Source organism: Streptomyces sp. ISL-1, from assembly GCF_018614585.1.
Classification (GTDB): Bacteria; Actinomycetota; Actinomycetes; order Streptomycetales; family Streptomycetaceae; genus Streptomyces; species Streptomyces maoxianensis.
Genome location: NZ_JAGGOI010000007.1, coordinates 172109 through 189246, shown reverse-complemented (window position 1 = coordinate 189246; position 17138 = coordinate 172109). Strand labels below are relative to the sequence as shown.

14 protein-coding genes and 1 pseudogene are annotated in these 17138 nt (G+C 70.6%); 2 read left to right on the top strand and 13 right to left on the bottom strand.

Annotated features, from left to right (window positions below):
- Positions 1-2: 2 nt before the first annotated feature.
- The gene (locus J7E87_RS06260; protein WP_215090758.1) at positions 3-818 is read left to right on the top strand and encodes a PaaX family transcriptional regulator C-terminal domain-containing protein; all 816 of its coding nucleotides are present in this window, start codon (positions 3-5) and stop codon (positions 816-818) included.
- On the opposite strand, the gene J7E87_RS06255 is transcribed toward J7E87_RS06260, so the two are convergent.
- Positions 805-3429 (bottom strand): bifunctional salicylyl-CoA 5-hydroxylase/oxidoreductase, encoded by a 2625-nt coding sequence (locus J7E87_RS06255; RefSeq protein ID WP_251017014.1) that lies wholly within the window; start codon positions 3427-3429, stop codon positions 805-807. The two genes, J7E87_RS06260 and J7E87_RS06255, sit on opposite strands and share 14 nt — an antisense overlap.
- A gap of 2 nt (positions 3430-3431) precedes the next feature.
- Positions 3432-4259, bottom strand: a complete 828-nt coding sequence (locus J7E87_RS06250) for an enoyl-CoA hydratase family protein (RefSeq protein WP_215090756.1) — start codon at positions 4257-4259, stop codon at positions 3432-3434.
- Between the two features lie 241 nt (positions 4260-4500).
- Between J7E87_RS06250 and J7E87_RS06245 the strand changes: the two genes are divergently transcribed.
- Positions 4501-4914, top strand: a complete 414-nt coding sequence (locus J7E87_RS06245) for an ATP-binding protein (protein WP_215090753.1) — start codon at positions 4501-4503, stop codon at positions 4912-4914.
- Positions 4915-4967: 53 nt separating this feature from the next.
- Here the strand turns inward: J7E87_RS06245 and argF are convergent, their stop codons facing one another.
- The 11 genes and pseudogenes from argF to J7E87_RS06190 form a co-directional block, all read right to left on the bottom strand.
- Positions 4968-5975, bottom strand: coding sequence for an ornithine carbamoyltransferase (argF, locus tag J7E87_RS06240; RefSeq protein ID WP_215090751.1), 1008 nt, complete (start codon positions 5973-5975; stop codon positions 4968-4970).
- A 101-nt stretch (positions 5976-6076) separates the two neighbouring features.
- Positions 6077-7309, bottom strand: coding sequence for an arginine deiminase (locus tag J7E87_RS06235; RefSeq protein ID WP_215090749.1), 1233 nt, complete (start codon positions 7307-7309; stop codon positions 6077-6079).
- Positions 7310-7376: 67 nt separating this feature from the next.
- Positions 7377-9965 carry a polynucleotide kinase-phosphatase gene (locus tag J7E87_RS06230; RefSeq protein ID WP_215090747.1) on the bottom strand — a complete coding sequence of 863 codons (2589 nt, stop codon included), beginning with the start codon at positions 9963-9965 and terminating at the stop codon, positions 7377-7379.
- Entirely contained in the window at positions 9962-11482 is a 1521-nt protein-coding gene (locus tag J7E87_RS06225) for a 3' terminal RNA ribose 2'-O-methyltransferase Hen1 (RefSeq protein ID WP_215090745.1), read from the bottom strand. Before J7E87_RS06225 ends, J7E87_RS06230 begins: the two co-directional genes overlap by 4 nt.
- 206 nt (positions 11483-11688) lie before the next feature.
- On the bottom strand, positions 11689-12600 hold the full coding sequence (gene mmuM / locus J7E87_RS06220; protein WP_215090743.1) for a homocysteine S-methyltransferase: 912 nt from the start codon (positions 12598-12600) through the stop codon (positions 11689-11691).
- Between the two features lie 5 nt (positions 12601-12605).
- Complete coding sequence (locus J7E87_RS06215) at positions 12606-13529, bottom strand: LLM class F420-dependent oxidoreductase (RefSeq protein WP_215090741.1); 924 nt, start codon at positions 13527-13529, stop codon at positions 12606-12608.
- 318 nt (positions 13530-13847) lie between these two features.
- Positions 13848-14318: pseudogene (locus J7E87_RS06210) on the bottom strand (DUF6099 family protein); the annotation flags it as partial.
- A gap of 180 nt (positions 14319-14498) precedes the next feature.
- A complete protein-coding gene (locus tag J7E87_RS06205; RefSeq protein WP_374195142.1) occupies positions 14499-14858 on the bottom strand; it encodes a nucleotide pyrophosphohydrolase in 360 nt (119 codons plus the stop codon).
- Positions 14859-14935: 77 nt separating this feature from the next.
- On the bottom strand, positions 14936-16084 hold the full coding sequence (locus J7E87_RS06200; RefSeq protein WP_215090739.1) for an AAA family ATPase: 1149 nt from the start codon (positions 16082-16084) through the stop codon (positions 14936-14938).
- 56 nt (positions 16085-16140) lie between these two features.
- Positions 16141-16539, bottom strand: coding sequence for a cell division protein SepF (locus tag J7E87_RS06195; RefSeq protein WP_215090737.1), 399 nt, complete (start codon positions 16537-16539; stop codon positions 16141-16143).
- Between the two features lie 91 nt (positions 16540-16630).
- Positions 16631-17062 carry a nuclear transport factor 2 family protein gene (locus tag J7E87_RS06190; protein ID WP_215090735.1) on the bottom strand — a complete coding sequence of 144 codons (432 nt, stop codon included), beginning with the start codon at positions 17060-17062 and terminating at the stop codon, positions 16631-16633.
- Positions 17063-17138: the final 76 nt, after the last annotated feature.

The following is a 17138-nucleotide window of genomic DNA, read 5'->3' as shown; positions in this document are numbered from 1 at the left end:
ACGTGGCCGAGCAACACACTCCCCGTTCCCTGATCGTCACCCTCTACGGCGCCTACGGACGCGAGCGGCAGGGTCCCTTCCCCGTGGCCGAGCTCATTCGTCTGCTGGCGGTTCTCGGCGTGGACGCGCCGTCCGTGCGCTCCTCGGTCTCCCGGCTCAAGCGCCGCGGCCTGCTCGTGCCTGAACGCACCCCGGACGGCGCGGCCGGCTACGCCCTGTCGCCCGCCGCGCGCCAGCTGCTCGACGACGGCGACCGGCGGATCTACGCCCGGCACGCCCCGCAGCTGTCCGACGGCTGGGTGCTCGCCGTCTTCTCGGTGCCCGAGGCCGAGCGCCACAAGCGCCATCTGCTGCGTTCGCGGCTGGGGCGGCTCGGCTTCGGGTCGGCGGCGCCCGGGGTGTGGATCGCCCCCGCGTGGCTGTACGAGGAGACCCGGCACACGCTGCGCCGCCTCCAGCTCGACCCGTACGTCGAGCTGTTCCGCGGCGAGCACCTCGGCTTCGCGGCGACGGCGGAGGCGGTGGCGCGCTGGTGGGATCTGGGCGCGATCGCCAAGCAGCACGAGGAGTTCCTGGATCTGCACGAGCCGGTGCTGCGGGCGTGGGAGGCGCGCGGTGAGGTGCCGCCGCGGGATGCCTACCGGGACTATCTGCCGGCGCTGGACTCCTGGCGGCAGCTGCCGTACATCGATCCGGGGCTGCCGGCCGAGCTGCTGCCGCAGGGCTGGCCCGGCGGACGGTCGGCGGAGGTCTTCGCTCGGCTGCACGCGCTGCTGCGGGACGCGGGCGCGGAGTTCGTACAGCTCAGCTCAGAGTGAGCCGCGGCTTCGGGGCGTCGGTGCGGCCGGCCGGGGGTTTGCGGCTGCCCGCCCGGTAGGGATCGGGCCACAGCGCCGCCCCCGCGTAGTCCTGGTCCGCTGCCGCGTGCAGGGTCCAGTGGGGGTCGTACAGATGCGGCCTGGCCAGCGCGCACAGGTCCGCGCGGCCCGCCAGCAGCAGCGAGTTGACGTCGTCCCAGGAGGAGATCGCGCCGACCGCGATGACGGGGACACCGAGGGTGTTGCGGATCCGGTCGGCGTACGGCGTCTGGTACGAGCGGCCGTACTCCGGCTGTTCGTCGGGGACGACCTGTCCCGTCGAGACGTCGATGGCGTCCGCGCCATGGGCGGCGAAGGCACGGGCGATCTCGACCGCGTCCTCGGCCGTGGTGCCGCCTTGTGCCCAGTCGGTGGCCGAGATGCGGACGGTCATGGGCCGGTCGTCGGGCCAGACGCCACGCATCGCGTCGAAGACTTCGAGTGGGAAGCGAAGACGGTTGTCCAGGGAGCCGCCATAGGCGTCCGTTCGCCCGTTGGTGAGCGGGGAGAGAAAGCCGGAGAGGAGGTAGCCGTGGGCGCAGTGGAGTTCGAGCAGGTCGAACCCGCAGTGGGCGGCGCGCCCGGTCGCGGCGGCGAACTGCTCGCGGATGTCGGTGAGTCCGACGCGGTCCAGGGCGTGCGGTACCTGGTTGACGCCGGGGCGGTACGGGATCGGTGAGGCGGCGGCGATGCGCCAGTTCCCCTCGTCCAGCGGCTGGTCGATGCCGTCCCACATCAGCTTGGTGGAGCCCTTGCGGCCGGAATGGCCGAGCTGGACGCCGATCGCCGTGCCGGGCGAGTGGTCGTGCACGAAGTCGGTGACGCGACGCCAGGCGGCGGCCTGTTCGGGGGTGTAGAGACCCGTGCAGCCGGGCGTGATGCGGCCCTCGGCGCTCACACAGACCATCTCGGTCATCACCAGGCCGGCTCCGCCCAGGGCCCGTGCGCCGAGGTGAACGAGGTGGAAATCGCCGGGGACGCCGTTCACTGCGGAGTACATGTCCATGGGTGAGACGACGACCCGGTTGCGGAGGGTCAGTCCGCGCAGTGTGAAGGGGGTGAACATCGGCGGTGTGCCGGGCGGGCAGCCGAAGTCGCGCTCGACGGCGTCGGTGAACGCAGCATCGCGCAGCCGCAGATTGTCGTGGGTGACACGGCGGCTGCGGGTGAGGAGATTGAAGGCGAACTGCCGAGGCGGCTGCTCGACGTAGCCGGCGAGCTCCTCGAACCAGCGGAGGCTGGCGGCCGCCGCGCGCTGCGTGGACTCGACGACCGGGCGGCGCTCGGTCTCGTACGCGGCGAGCGCGGCGGGCAGGTCGGGCTGCTCCTCGACGCAGGCGGCGAGCGCGAGGGCATCCTCGACGGCGAGCTTGGTACCGGAGCCGATGGAGAAGTGGGCGGTGTGGGCGGCGTCGCCGAGAAGCACCGTATTGCCGTGGGACCAGCGGTCGTTGACGACGGTACGGAAGGCGACCCAGGAGGAGCTGTTGGAGCGGAGGGCGCGGCCGCCGAGGGCTTCCGCGAAGATCTTGGCGCAGAGGTCGGTGGACTCCTGCTCGTCGGCGGTGTCGAAACCCGCGGCCCGCCATACCTCTTCGCGCATCTCGATGATGACGGTGCTGGCGTCGGGGGCGTACGGGTAGCCGTGCAACTGCATCACGCCGTGCGCGGTCTCGGCGATCTCGAACCGGAAGGCGTCGAAGGCGAAGTCGGCGGCGAGCCAGATGTAGCGGCAGCGGTGGGTGGTGATGCGCGGCGCGAATGTGTCGGCGTGCGCATCCCGGGTGAGGCTGTGCACCCCGTCCGCCGCGATGACCAGGTGGTACGAGGCGGCGAGTTCGGCGGCGGGCGGGGCGGGGGTGCAAAAGCGGAGGCGTACGCCGAGGGATGCGCAGCGCCCGTGCAGTATCTCCAGCAGCCGGCGCCGCCCGAGGGCGGCGAAGCCGTGCCCGCCGGAGGTGAGGGTGCGGCCGCGGTGGACGATGTCGATGTCGTCCCACCGTACGAACTCGTCCTGGAGCGCGCGGTAGATGACGGGGTCGGCGTGCTCGATCCCACCGAGGGTCTCGTCGGACAGGACGACACCGAAGCCGAAGGTGTCGTCGGGAGCGTTGCGCTCCCAGACCGTGATGTCGCGCTCGGGTCCGAGCCGCTTGAGCAGCGCGGCGGCATACAGCCCACCGGGCCCACCACCGATGACACCGATGCGGAGGGGACGAGAGGGGCGGGGGGCGGGAATGACGGCGGCGGTCGTGGGCCGCGGGGTCTGCTCGTCGTCCGCGGGCGCGGTGGGAGCGACCGCCGCGGGCTGCGGGGTCCGGTGGGCCGAGGGCGCAGCTTCGGCGGGCGCGGGGGGCGCGTCGGACGCCCCGGCGGCGGGGGCCCGGGGGGCTTGCCGCCCAGCTTCGGGAAAGCGCGGGGTAGGGGACTCCTCACCCGTCACCCCGGGCGCGGCCGGGGTCGCGGCGAAGCCTGCGGCGGGGGTCCGGGGGGCTTGTCCCCCGGTTCCGGGAAAGCGCGGGGTGGGGCGCTCCTCACCCGTCACCCCGGGCGCGGCCGGCGGCGGGGTCATCGTCAGCGCCCCCGCCACTTCGGCGGGCGCTTCTCCGTGAAGGCGGCGTGGAACTCCGCGTAGTCCTCGCCGTTCATCAGCAGCGCCTGCGTCGCCGCGTCCAGTTCGACCGACGCCGCGAGCGGCATGTCCAGCTCGGCCGTCAGCAGCGCCTTGGTCTGGGCATACGCCAGCGCCGGGCCGTCCGCAAGGTGGCGGGCCAGCTCCGCCGCCCGCTCGTCCGCCCGGCCCTCGTCCGTCAACTCGCTGATCAGGCCGATCCGTTCGGCCTCGGGTGCGCGGACCGGTTCGCCGAGCATCAGCAGCCGCGTGGCGTGGCCGAGGCCGACCACCCTCGGCAGCAGATACGCCGCGCCCATGTCGCCGCCCGAGAGCCCCACCTTGGTGAAGAGGAACGCGAAACGGGCCGACGGGTCCGCGATACGGAAGTCCGCGGCCAGCGCCAGCACCGCGCCGGCTCCCGCCGCGACGCCGTGCACCGCCGCGATCACCGGGAAGGGGCATTCGCGCAGCGCCCGTACGACCTGCCCGGTCATCCGGTTGAAGTCGAGGAGCTGGGCGGTGTCCATGGAGAGCGTCGCGCCGATGATCTCGTCGACGTCACCGCCGGAGCAGAACCCGCGCCCCTCCCCGCCCAGCACCAGCGCTCGTACGGACCGCTCCCGCGCCAGCTCGGCCAGCAGGTCGCGCAGGTCGGCGTAGGCGCCGAAGGTGAGGGCGTTGAGCTTCTCGGGACGGGCGAGGGTGACGGTCGCGACCCCGTCGTCCGTCCTGAGCCGCAGATGGCGCCACTGTTCGGTGCGCTGCGCGGAGCTGGAAAAGGGGCTCATGGAGTGTGGCCTCCTTCAGCGGGCGGGCTGCTGGCTGCCTCTCGAAGCTATCACCATTGCGTGACTCTCGTCACGAGTGCGCGATACGACGCTTGTATCGATGCGAAGATCCCGTCCCAGTTGTGGCACAGGTCCCATCCAGGACGGGCCGCGAGCCCTTGTCCGGCGTCTTGGGCTTCGTAAGGTTGAATCCACGACCTCGCACCTCGAATGGACCCCCGTCTTGCTCGAACTCTCCGGCATGCCAGTCCCCGCCTCGTGGCGCATCGCGCTGCCGCACACCGCGGCCGCCGTGCCCATCGCCCGCGCCCTGATCCGTACGGCGCTGGCGGAGATCGAGGTGTCGGCGGACAGCGACACGGCAGAGTTGCTCACGGCGGAGCTCGTTGCCAACGCGGTGGAGCACACCAGTGGCGAGAGCCCCATCGAGTTGGTGGTGGAACTCCTGGCGACGGGCTGTCAGGTGGAGGTCCATGACGGCGACCCGGCCCCGCCGGGCGTTTGGCCCCGGCCCGGGCACGGCCCGGCGCCCGACGCCTGGAGGGAGAACGGCCGGGGTCTGCTGCTGATCCGCGCGCTGAGCTCGGCCTGCGGGCACCGCCTCACCGATGCGGGCAAGGCGGTCTGGTTCACGCTCCCCTCGCGGAGCTGCTGACCTGCTCCCGCTCGGGGCTGCGGGAGAGGGCGCGGCCCCCGACCACCGCGTGACTATCCGGCGGCCGCGAGTGTGGCGACCATGACCGCCTTGATCGTGTGCATACGGTTCTCCGCCTCGTCGAAGACGACGGAGTGCTCAGACTCGAAGACCTCGTCGGTGACCTCGAGCTCGGTCAGGCCGTGGCTCTCATGGATCTCGCGAGCGACCTTGGTGCCCAGGTCATGGAAGGCGGGGAGGCAGTGCAGGAACTTCACGTCCGCATTGCCGGTGGCGCGCAGCACCTCCATGGTCACGGCATAGGGACCGAGCACCTTGATGCGCTCGTCCCAGATCTCCTTGGGCTCACCCATCGACACCCAGACGTCGGTGGCGACGAAGTCCGCACCCCGGACCCCCTCGGCGATGTCCTCGGTGAGGATGATCCGGGCGCCGCTGGTCTCGGCGGCCGCGCGGGCAAGGGTCACGATCTCCTCGGCCGGCCAGTACGACTTCGGCGCGACGATCCGTACGTCCATGCCCAGCAGCGCGCCGGTCACCAGGTAGGAGTTGCCCATGTTGAAGCGGGCGTCCCCGAGATAGGCGAAGGAGATCCGGTCGAGCGGCTTGTCACTGTGCTCGGTCATGGTGAGCACGTCGGCGAGCATCTGGGTGGGGTGCCAGTCGTCGGTGAGGCCGTTGTAGACCGGCACCCCCGCGTACGCGGCGAGCTCCTCGACGGTGGCCTGGCCGTCACCGCGGAATTCGATGGCGTCGAACATGCGGCCGAGCACCCGCGCGGTGTCCTTGGCGGACTCCTTGCTGCCGATGTGCGATCCGGACGGGTCGATGTACGTCGTCGAAGCGCCCTGGTCGGCGGCAGCGACCTCGAACGAGCAGCGCGTACGGGTCGACGACTTCTCGAAGATCAGCGCGATGTTCCTGCCGCGCAGCCGCTGGACCTCGGTGCCCGCCCGCTTGGCAGCCTTGAGCTCGGCGGCCAGATCGATCAGGCCGCGGAACTCATCGGCGGTGAAGTCCAGCTCCTTGAGGAAGTGGCGGCCTTCGAGATGTATCGCCATGGTGGCTGCTCCTGGGTCGCAAATGCGGTGACCGTGGAAGTATATACGAGAGACTGCATTGCTATACGGGCACCATGGGGCCGCGGGGTCGGGTTACGGCCCTACACGGCATCGCGTTCGAACGGACAGCTCATACAGCGGGGACCTCCACGGCCCCGCCCCAGCTCACTGCCGGGGATCTCGATCACTTCGATGCCCTGTTTGCGCAAATGGGTGTTTGTAGTGACATTGCGCTCATAAGCCACGACGACGCCCGGCTCGACGGCGAGCACATTGCAGCCGTCGTCCCACTGCTCGCGCTCCGCCGAGTGCACGTCCTGCGTCGGTGTGAGCACCCGGATCTCCTTCAGCCCCAGCGCGGCGGCGATCGCGCTGTGCATGTGCTCGGGCGGATGGTCGGTGACCTTGAGGGCCTGCGGTCCGACGGCCGGTTCGATGGTGTACGAGCGGAGCATGCCGAGCCCCTCGTACTGGGTGAAGGTGTCACGGTCGACCATCGTCATCACGGTGTCGAGATGCATCAGGGCACGCCGCTTGGGCATGTCCAGCGCCACGATGGTCCGGGCGGAGCCCGCCGCGAAGAGCCCGCGCGCCAGCATCTCAACGGCCTGCGGAGTGGTGCGCTCACTCATCCCGATCAGCACCGCGCCATTGCCGATGACCAGGACATCGCCGCCCTCGATGGTGGAGGGGTAGTCGTCCTGCCCCTCCGACCAGTGGTGGAACTCCCCCGCCCGCGGGCCGGTGAACAGCGGGTGGTGCTTGTAGATCGCTTCGAAGTGGACGGTCTCGCGCTGCCGGGCCGGCCAGCGCATGGCGTTGATGGACACGCCGTCGTAGATCCAGGCGGAGGTGTCGCGGGTGAAGAGGTGATTGGGCAGCGGCCGGAGGAGAAAGTCGTCCAGGTCCATCACATGGAAGCGGACGGAGGTCGGCTCGGGATGACCGGCGAGGAACTCCCGCTTGGTCATCCCGCCGACGAGCGCCTCGACCAGGTCGGCCGTGGGCAGCTCGTCGAAGACGGCTCTGAGGTGGTCGGTGGCGAGCGGCCCGTACTCCTTCTCGTCGAAGACCCGGTCCAGGACGAGCTTTCTGGCCTCCGGGATCTCCAGCGACTCGCGCAGCAGATCGCCGAAGAGGTGCACCACCACCCCACGGTCTCGCAGGACGTCCGCGAACCCGTCATGCTCGTGACGGGCGCGGCGCACCCACAGCACATCGTCGAAGAGCAGGGCGTCCTTGTTACTGGGGGTGAGGCGCTTCAGCTCCAGATCTGGCCGGTGCAGTATGACCTGGCGCAGCCGCCCGGTCTCGGAGTCGACGTGGAATCCCATGCCCCCATCCTCGCCGCGCGGGGCTCCCTTCACCCGGCGAATGGTCCACGAGATCCACCCGAACAGTTCACAGCCGGGGGTCGACCGGCTCCGACTCCAGTGCCAGCACCGCGAAGACCGCCTCGTGGACCCGCCACAGCGGCTCGCCGTCGGCCAGCCGGTCCAGGGCCTCGAGACCCAGCGCGTACTCCCGAAGCGCCAGCGAGCGCTTGTGATTGAGGAACCGATTGCGCAGCCGCTCCAGGTTCTCCGGGCGGGTGTACTCGGGACCGTAGATGATCCGCAGGTACTCGCGGCCGCGGACCTTGATGCCTGGCTGCACGAGCCGGCCCTTCCCGTCCCTGGCAAGTGCCTGGAGCGGCTTGACGACCATGCCTTCGCCGCCCCTTCCGGTCATCTCCAGCCACCAGTCGACACCGGCGCCGACCGATGCCTCGTCGCCGGTCTCGACGACGAGGCGACGGGTGACCTGGAGCAGGCCCGTGGGGTCGTGCTCCACCAGCCGGTCCAGCCATGCCAGTTGCTCGTCGTGCGGCACGGACGCAAGCGAACGCCCCTGTACGGCGAGGATCTGGAACGGAGCGAGCCGCACTCCGTCAAGCCCCTCGGTCGTCCAGCAGTAACGCCGGTACGCCTCGGTGAACGCGGCGGCGTCACCGGCGCGTCCGCGCTGCTTGGCCAGCAGTCCCTCCACCTCGACGCCGCGCGCGACCGCCGCTTCGAGGGCCGCCGTGGCGCCGGGGAAGACGGCGCCGGAAGCGGCGCCGACCGCCGCGTACTGCGAGCGCAGCAGCCCGGAAGCCTTGAGGGACCAGGGCATCAGCTCGGCGTCCAGCAGGAGCCAGTCGGTGTCCAGTTCCTGCCAGAGACCGGCTTCGGTGACGGCCGTGCGCAGCCGGTCCAGGATCTCTTCCGTCATGGATTCGTCGTCGAGGAACGGCCGCCCGGTACGGGTGTGCAGCGCACCGGTTGGACCTGCCCCGGAGCCCCCGGCCGGGGAGGCAGCCCCGACCCCGAACCGCTCGCGCGCGACCTCGGCGTCCCGGCAGACGAGCGCCACCGCCCGCGAGCCCATGTGCTTCTCCTCGCACACGACCTTGGCGACGCCGTCGGCCCGGTACTGCGCGAAGGCCTCGGCCGGGTGCTCCAGATAGCCTTCCTCCTTCGAGGTCGCGGTCGGCGACATCGTCGGCGGCAGGTACGTGAGCAGCCGCGGGTCGACCGCGAAACGGCTCATTACTTCGAGCGCCGCCGCGGCGTTCTCCTCGCGTACGCCGATGCGGGCCATGTGCCGGGTCTCCACGACCCGCCGTCCCTGCACATCGGCGAGGTCGAGCGGCCTGCCTTCGCGGCCGCCGGGCGCTTCGGTGCCGAGCGGCTTGACCGGCTCGTACCAGACCTTCTCGGCCGGTACGTCGACCAGTTCGCGCTCCGGCCAGCGCAGCGCGGTCATTCTGCCGCCGAAGACCGCTCCGGTGTCCAGGCAGATGGTGTTGTTGATCCACGATGTGCTGGGCACGGGTGTGTGGCCGTAGACCACAGCGGCGCGCCCTCTGTAGTCCTCCGCCCACGGGTAGCGCACGGGCAGGCCGAACTCGTCGGTCTCGCCTGTCGTGTCGCCGTACAGCGCGTGCGAGCGGACCCGGCCGGAGGTGCGTCCGTGGTACTTCTCGGGCAGACCGGCGTGGCAGACCACCAGCTTGCCCTCGTCCAGGACGTAGTGGCTGACCAGGCCGTCGATGAATTCCCGCACCTGCTCGCGGAAGGAGTCGTCCTCCTTCTCCAACTGCTCGACGGTCTCGGCCAGTCCGTGCGTGTGCTGGACGTTCCTGCCCTTCAGGTAGCGGCCGAGCTTGTTCTCGTGGTTCCCGGGCACACACAGGGCGTTGCCCGACGCGACCATGCTCATCACCCGGCGCAGCACACCGGGGCTGTCCGGTCCGCGGTCGACGAGGTCGCCGACGAAAACGGCCGTACGCCCCGCGGGGTGGGCGCCGTCCGCATAACCGAGCTTGGCGAGCAGGGTCTCCAGCTCAGAGCTGCAGCCGTGGATGTCGCCGATGATGTCGAAGGGGCCAGTGAGGTGCGTGAGGTCGTTGTAGCGACGCTCCAGGACGACCTCGGCGGTCTCGACCTCCTCCACGCTGCGCAGGATGTGCACCTTGCGGAAGCCCTCGCGCTCCAGTCCGCGCAGCGAGCGCCGCAGTTCACGGCGGTGACGCTGGATGACATGGCGCGGCATCCCGGCCCGGTCGGGGCGCAGCGCATTGCGCTGGGAGCACACCTCTTCCGGGAGGTCGAGAACGATCGCGATGGGAAGCACGTCGTACTGCCGCGCCAGCTGCACCAGCTGCCTGCGGCTCTCCGGCTGCACGCTGGTGGCGTCGACGACGGTCAGCCGCCCGGCCGCGAGCCGCTTGCCGGCGATGTAGTGCAGTACGTCGAAGGCGTCGCCGCTCGCACCCTGGTCGTTCTGGTCGTCGGCGACGAGGCCGCGGCAGAAGTCGGAGGAGATGACCTCGGTGGGCTTGAAATGCTGGCGGGCGAAGGTGGACTTGCCGGATCCGGTGGCGCCGATGAGGACGACGAGGGACAGGTCGGTCACCGGGAGCCTGCGCTTCGCCGGCGCGGCGGTCGTGGTGTTTGTGCTGGTCATGCGGCCTTCGCCTCCTTCTCGGTCTCGGTTTCGGTCTCAGCCTCGGCCTCGGGCTTGTTCTTGTCAGCCTCGGCCTTGTCGGTCCTGGTGAAGACAGCCATCTGGGTCGGCGGCCCCACCTCGGGGTCGTCGGGCCCTACCGGGACGAACTCGACGCCGTAGCCGTCCCGTTCGGCGACGCCCTCCGCCCAGGTGCGGAACTCCTGCCTCGTCCACTCGAAGCGGTGGTCCCCATGGCGCGCGTGCCCGGCGGGCAGGGTCTCCCAGCGGACGTTGTACTCGACGTTCGGCGTCGTCACGATCACGGTCTGCGGCCGGGCGGATCCGAACACCGCGTACTCCAGCGCGGGCAGCCGGGGCAGATCAAGGTGCTCGATGACCTCGCAGAGCACGGCCGCGTCATAGCCGGCCAGCCGCTTGTCGGTGTAGGTGAGCGCGCCCTGCAGCAGCTTGACCCGAGCGGCCTGCCGCTCCCCCATCCGGTCCAGCTTCAGCCTGCGCCCGGCGATGGTCAGCGCACGCACCGACACATCAACTCCCACGATCTCGGTGAAGCTGACGTCCTTGAGCAGCGCCTGCACCAGCTGGCCCTGTCCACAGCCCAGGTCGAGCACCCGGTTCACCCCGGCCCCGCGCAGCGCCTCAAGAATCGCGTCCCGCCGCTGCTCGGCGAGCGGAACCGGCTTCTCTTCGGTGTCCGTCGTCTCGTCAACGGCATTGTCGACGTCCTCGACTTCGAGGTCGTCGGCCTCGGCCAGCCGTACCAGCTCAAGACGTTCCATCGCCTGCCGGGTGAGCCCCCAGCGGCGGGACAGATAGCGGCTGGTGATCAGCTTCTGTTCGGGGTGCTCGGCCAGCCAGCCCTCGCCCGCCCGCAGCAGCTTGTCCACCTCGTCGGGCGCGACCCAGTAGTGCTTGGCGTCGTCGAGCACCGGCAGCAGGACGTACAACTGCCGCAGCGCGTCGGCGAGCCGCAGCTCCCCTTCCAGCGTCAGCTGGACATAGCGCGAGTCGCCCCACTCGGGGAACTGCTCGTCCAGCGCGACCGGCTCGACCTCGACCGACGTCCAACCGAGCGGCCCGAACAGCTTTCCGGCCAGCTCCGCCCCTCCGCGCGCGGGCAGCGCGGGCACCTCGACGCGCAGCGGCATCGGGGCCTCGGCGCGTCCGGGCAGCGCGGCGCACACGCCCCGCAGCGCGCTCTTGAAGACCGTGCTCAGCGCGACGGCCAGCAGAGAGGACGCCGCGTACGGCCGGTCATTGACGTACTGCGCGAGCGCAGAATCGGGCGCCCCGCCACGACCCTTGCCCTTGCCGCGCCGCACGAGCGCCACCGGATCCACCTCCAGCAGCAGCGCGGCCGTGCAGCGCTCGGCGGACGCCTCGGGGTAGAAGACATGCGCCGTGCCGTGCGACGTGGAGAACGTCTGCGCCTTGTCGGGATGCTTGTGCAGCAGAAAGCCGAGGTCGGTGGCGGGACGTTCTGGGGTGCCGGTGGTACTGATCGTCAGGAACACGCGTCCGAGTATGGTCGTATTCACCCGTCCTGACCAGGGAATTCTAGGCGGGGGCGGTTACCCACAGGCAGGTGGGAACAGCTTCGCGTGGCGGCGTCGGCGCCTACCGCCGCAGCCCTGGACGCCGCACCCGTGTAGCTCGCACCCTGGACGCCGCGCCTTGGACGCCGCACCTTGGACGCCACCGCCTTCGATGGCCGCCGCCCTTAGCGGTCGCCGCCTTCGATGGCCGCTGTGAGCTCCGCGATCTGCTCCGGCCCGACCCGGCAACAGCCGCCGACCAGTCGGGCCCCGGCCGCCAGCCAGTCCCGCACCCGGCCGGGGTCGTACGTGGCCCCGCCCCGCCACCCCCGCTTCTCGGCGTCCCAGCGCTCGCCGCTGTTCGGATAGACGACCACCGGCTTACCGGTCACCGACTGCGCGAGCTCCACCGAACGGTCCGCGTCACCCGGCTCGCAGCAGTTCACCCCGACAGCGATCACCTGGTCCCGGCCGGCGGCCAGAGCGAACGCTTCCGCCAAATCCTGGCCGGCCCGGGTGCGCTCGCCGGAGATGCTGTACGAGAGCCAGACCGGCACCCCGCACCCGTCGACCGCCCGCATCAGCGCCTCTGCCTCATCCATGTCCGGCACGGTCTCCAGCGCCAGCGCATCGGGGCCCGCCGCCACCAGGGCCTCGATCCTCGGCCGGTGGAAGCGCTCCAGCTCTCGCACGGACAGTCCATACCGGCCCCGGTACTCGCTGCCGTCCGCGAGCATCGCGCCGTACGGCCCGACCGAGGCTGCCACCCACACCTCCCGCCCGATCAACTCGCCCGCGCTTCGGGCCAGTTCCACACTGCGCGCCAGCAGTCCCGCCGCCTCTTCCCGCGGGACTGCCCGCCGCGCGAACCCCTCGAACGTGGCCTGGTAGCTGGAGGTGATCAGCACCTGAGCGCCCGCCCGAACATACGCCGCATGCGCCGCCTCGATCTGGCGCGGACCGTCGGCGAGCAGCCGAGCCGACCAGAGCTCGTCGGAGAGCTCGCAGCCCTGCGCCTCCAGCTGATTGGAGAGGCCACCGTCGAGCACGACGACCCCTTCGGCCAGGGCGGCGGCGAGAGTACGGGCGGGGCGCACGGCGATCAGCTCAGCTGGGACTGGACCTGGGAGGAGATCAGCTCCAGGTGATCGAGATCGTCGAGGTCCAGGACCTGGAGGTAGATCCGGGACGATCCGATGGCGCCGTACCGCCCGATCTTGTCGACCACTTCGGCGGGCGAGCCGGCCAGCCCGTTCGCCTTCAGTTCGTCCACCTCCCGCCCGATGGCCGCCGCGCGGCGCGCCACCTCCGCGTCGTCCCTGCCCACACATACGACGACGGCGTTGGAGTACACCAAATCGTCCGCTCCTCGCCCGGCCGCCTGCGCCGCGGCACGGACCCGGCCGAACTGCCGCTCGGTGTCCTCGATCGAGGCGAACGGGATGTTGAACTCATCGGCGTACTGCGCGGCCAGCCGGGGGGTGCGGGTCGCCCCGTGCCCGCCGATCAGCACCGGCAGCTTCGACTGGGCGGGCTTGGGCAGCGCCGGCGAGTCGACGAGCTGGTAGTGCGCGCCCTCGTACGAGAACGTCTTGCCGACCTCCGTGGCCCACAGCCCGGTGACGATCTCCAGCTGCTCCTCCAGCCGCCCGAACTTCTCCTTGGGGAACGGGATGCCGTACGCCTTGTGCTCCTCCTCGAACCAGCCGGCACCCAGCCCCAGCTCGACCCGGCCGCCCGACATCTGGTCGACCTGCGCGACCTGGATGGCCAGCACGCCAGGCAGCCGGAACGTGCCGGCCGTCATCAGCGTGCCGAGGCGGATCCGCTTGGTCTCGCGGGCCAGCCCGGCCAGGGTGATCCAGGCGTCGGTGGGCCCCGGCAGTCCGTCGGCGGACCCCATGGCGAGATAGTGGTCGGAACGGAAGAAGGCGTCGAAGCCGAGGTCTTCGGTGGCCTTGGCAACGGTCAGCAGGGTGTCGTAGCTCGCCCCCTGCTGGGGCTCGGTGAAGATTCGAAGATCCATGCATCCATCCTGCACCTTTCAACGACTGCCAACCCCGCTGTCCCCACCGGGGCGGCACCGGCCGGGTGGGGTGAAGACCCTCCACTCCTGCGGGGCGCGCCCCGCCCGCGCGGCCCCCGCCGGACCACCGCGAGGTCATGACGGCCCCGCCGCCGAGTCCAACGCGTCCAGGACGTCCACCGAGCCGGAGGGCGCACTGGACGGGGCGGGCGGGCCAGACGGGCCGAACGAGGCCGACGGCTCCACTGAATCCGGCATATCCGACACATCCAGCGACCCCAACGGCTCCACCGCCTCCACCGGCCCCGCCACAGCCACCGGATCAGCTCTGCCCCGGATCGTGTCGGGCGGTCTCTCCGCAAGCCGGCGCAGCATTCCCCGCACCCGGTCGCTCGACTCGTCCGCGGCGTCTATCGCCTCGATGCACTGCCAGTACAAGCCCTCCTCATCCGTGGCGCACGCGACCCCGACCAGCGCGATTCCCACATCTCCCAGCAGCACTCCCAGCCCGATCAACGTCCCCCGCGCATCTGCCACTTCGGACAACTGTGCCGCCCTGACCCCACCGCTGCGCACCATCGGATGATCAAGCACTCCGCATGCGCGCCCGCCGATCTCACTGAGCCCGCGCGCCTCGGCTCTCAGCTCCAGCGGTCCACAGACCGCCAGCTTGCTCCCGATCGCCTGTGCGAGTGCCTGCGCCTGCCAGGCCTCCGCCACAATGTCCGGCACCGCCCGACTCTGAGCCAGGGCATGCCGGCTGACTCCGATGAGCCGTTCCGCATCCATGTACGCCGCCCCCGTTCGTACGACTTACTGCCCACTCAGTTCATTACCCAGAGTGAAGGAGCTTGAGCCTGAACGCCAAGGGAATTCGGAAATCTGTGGACACCAAGGCCGTTGTGGATATCCGGCCAACTCCATAGAGTGACGAAGGAAGGTCCGGCGGATCACGCGGCGCGCCGACGATCACTTCGCCGGGAACCGGATCTCATTCCGGTCGATCTTGTCGGAGAGCGCGGCGAGCACGTCGATTCCGAGCACTTCGCAGAACTGCAGCAGATACGCCAGGACGTCCGCGACCTCGTCCCGCACCCGGTGCGCCGACCCCTCCTCGTCCATCACTCGCGCCGACTGCTCCGGCGTCAACCACTGGAAGATCTCGACCAGTTCGGACGCCTCGACGCTCAGCGCCACGGCCAGGTTCTTCGGGGTGTGGTACGGCTCCCAGCCGCGCGACGCCGCGAACTCGGCCAGCCTGCGCTGCAGCCCCGCCACATCGAGCCCGCGCAGCCCGCCCTGTCCGTCCTGTCCGCTCGGCCCGTCCAACCCGCCCCGTCCACCCTCTGTGTCTCGTCCGGCCCGTCCGTCCCGTCCGTCCCGTCCGTCCCGTCCGTCATCTGTCGTCACGGCACCAGGTCTACCACCGTCACGCCGTCGACTCCGCGCACATACGACGCATCGGCGACCGCCCCCACCAGCCGGACATGACCCCGCGCGCACACCTCCGTGCCCAGCGACACCAGTTCACGCGCCTGTCGCGGGTCCAGGCAGCGGTCGAAGCCGTCCGCGAGAACAGTGAGAGCCTGGTACGCCGACGGCACCTCGGCCGCCTGCTCCATGGCCAGCACTCCCGGCCCGGTCAGCAGCACCAGCGCGAGCGCCAGATACCTCAACTCGCCCTCGCCGAGCCGCCCCACGGGAGTGGCTCCCCGCGTGCCGCCCCGGCCCAGCAGCGCGCGCACCGTCCCGTCGCCCAGCTCCTCGACGGCCAGTTCCTCAACCATCCCCGCGCACCCCACGCGCGCGGCCGCGGCCAGTCGCGCATGCCGCTTGGCGCACTCGCTCCGGGTCCGGTGGAGTACTTCCGCGAGGTTGTCGCAGCCGCGCCTCAGCCGCCCATCCCCCGCCGCCACCGGCTCACGCATCCGGTGCGGCTGCGGGTCACAGGCGAATACGGACCGCAGCGCGACCACCACCTGCTCGGCGGCCGCGAGCACCTGTAACTGCCCCTGCGTCTTGCCTGCCACGCGCAACGGCAGCAGGGCCGTGCCGAGCCGGTCGTCCGGCAGTGGGGCACGCGTTACCGACGCGGCCCCGGCAGTGTGCCAGGCAGCCTGCACGCAGGACCGGCCGGGATCGCGCAGCGCGGTGGTCAGCAGGGTTCGCCCGCCGCTGGTCAACCGCTCGCCGACGACCCTCAGTTCGGGTTCCGCCTGTACGGCGAGATCAAGCCGTACGGGACCGGCCGGGCCGTCGACGGTGCAGCCGATCCTGAATCCCCGCCGGCCCTGACCGTCGGCCTGGGCCCACTCGGGCACACACGCCACGGGATCGGGGAACGCGGCCTCGAGGTCGTCGCCCGCACCCAGCCGCGCCAGCGCCTCGTACGCCTGCAGGACGCTCGACTTGCCGCTGCCGCTCGCCCCCGCGAAGAGCGTCAGCGGACCGAGGGGAAAGGCCGCGCCCCGGTGTGTTCTGAAGGCGGAGAGCCGCAGTTCGGTGATGCCGGGGCGAGCGCTGTTCGCGCCGTTGAGCGGGGTGTTTGCGTCCATGAGCCGGACGGTACGCAGCGCGAAGTGCGCCGAACCGTTCCGCCTCGACGGGCTTCCTACGAACGGGGGACGGCGGCGGCCGCTATCCCCTCGACCTCCGTGCCGATCGGAGCCAGTAGGAAGACGTTCCGGTCAACCCGGTGCATCCCGCTGCCGAGCCCGAAGACGACACCACTGCTGAAGTCCAGGATCCGCTTGGCGACATCGGTGTCGGCGCCGGTGAGGTCGAGCAGCACCGGGATCTGGGCGATGAGGTAGTCGGCGACCTCACGCGCGTCGGCGAAGACCTGCACCCGCAGCACGACGAAACGACGTTGCTCCGCCGCCGCGTAGTCCCGGGGGACGGTGCGGTGGTCGACCCGCGACGGCCACTCGTTACGGCTGCGCAGCGGGACGACCTGGGCCAGGCCCTCCCACTGCTCGTCGGTGACGTCGTACCTCTCGTACCTACTCATGCGTCCCATCCTCGCGCTCCTCACCCATTCGGCCCAAGAGCGACACGGGCGAGTCGGCCGCGGATCGGTCCGGGCTGTTCTGGGCGGCCGCTCAGTGCCCTGCGGGGTCGGGGACGAGGCCGTCCTCGACCAGCCCGGCGAGCACCGCCTCGCTCAGGGCCTGGACCGCGGACATGGGTCGGACCATCACGGTGAACTCCTTGATCCGGCCGGCCTCGTCGAACTGGAGCAGGTCGATGCCATGGATCTGCTTGCCGTTCACGGCTGCCCGGAAGAGCAGGATCTCCGAGGGAGCTTCCTCGCCGTCCGTACTGGTCTCGGCCGCGCCGGCGAACCGGCCGACGTAGCGGAAGTCCTCGAAGGTACGCAGCAGGACGCCGAGGAGGCCGAGGACCATCGGCCGGCCTTCGAAGGGGGTGAACTTTACCGGACTGTAGAAGCGGATGTCCTCGGTGAACAGGTCGTCCACGGCGGCCAGGTCCTGCGTCTCGACAGCTGCTCGGAAACGCTCGGTAGCGTCCATGACTCCTCCTGAAACGGTTACCACTGATACAGATGACACAGATCCCGATACTCAAGAATCTGACTAGTCACTTTCT

What these genes read in the sequence shown, in the direction of transcription:
- J7E87_RS06255 (WP_251017014.1), bottom strand. Translation starts at nt 3,429, where the DNA reads ATGACCCCGCCGCCGGCCGCGCCCGGGGTGACGGGTGAGGAGCGCCCC.
- J7E87_RS06250 (WP_215090756.1), bottom strand. Translation starts at nt 4,259, where the DNA reads ATGAGCCCCTTTTCCAGCTCCGCGCAGCGCACCGAACAGTGGCGCCAT.
- J7E87_RS06245 (WP_215090753.1), top strand. Translation starts at nt 4,501, where the DNA reads ATGCCAGTCCCCGCCTCGTGGCGCATCGCGCTGCCGCACACCGCGGCC.
- argF (WP_215090751.1), bottom strand. Translation starts at nt 5,975, where the DNA reads ATGGCGATACATCTCGAAGGCCGCCACTTCCTCAAGGAGCTGGACTTC.
- J7E87_RS06235 (WP_215090749.1), bottom strand. Translation starts at nt 7,309, where the DNA reads ATGGGATTCCACGTCGACTCCGAGACCGGGCGGCTGCGCCAGGTCATA.
- J7E87_RS06230 (WP_215090747.1), bottom strand. Translation starts at nt 9,965, where the DNA reads ATGACCAGCACAAACACCACGACCGCCGCGCCGGCGAAGCGCAGGCTC.
- J7E87_RS06215 (WP_215090741.1), bottom strand. Translation starts at nt 13,529, where the DNA reads ATGGATCTTCGAATCTTCACCGAGCCCCAGCAGGGGGCGAGCTACGAC.
- J7E87_RS06200 (WP_215090739.1), bottom strand. Translation starts at nt 16,084, where the DNA reads ATGGACGCAAACACCCCGCTCAACGGCGCGAACAGCGCTCGCCCCGGC.
- J7E87_RS06195 (WP_215090737.1), bottom strand. Translation starts at nt 16,539, where the DNA reads ATGAGTAGGTACGAGAGGTACGACGTCACCGACGAGCAGTGGGAGGGC.
- J7E87_RS06190 (WP_215090735.1), bottom strand. Translation starts at nt 17,062, where the DNA reads ATGGACGCTACCGAGCGTTTCCGAGCAGCTGTCGAGACGCAGGACCTG.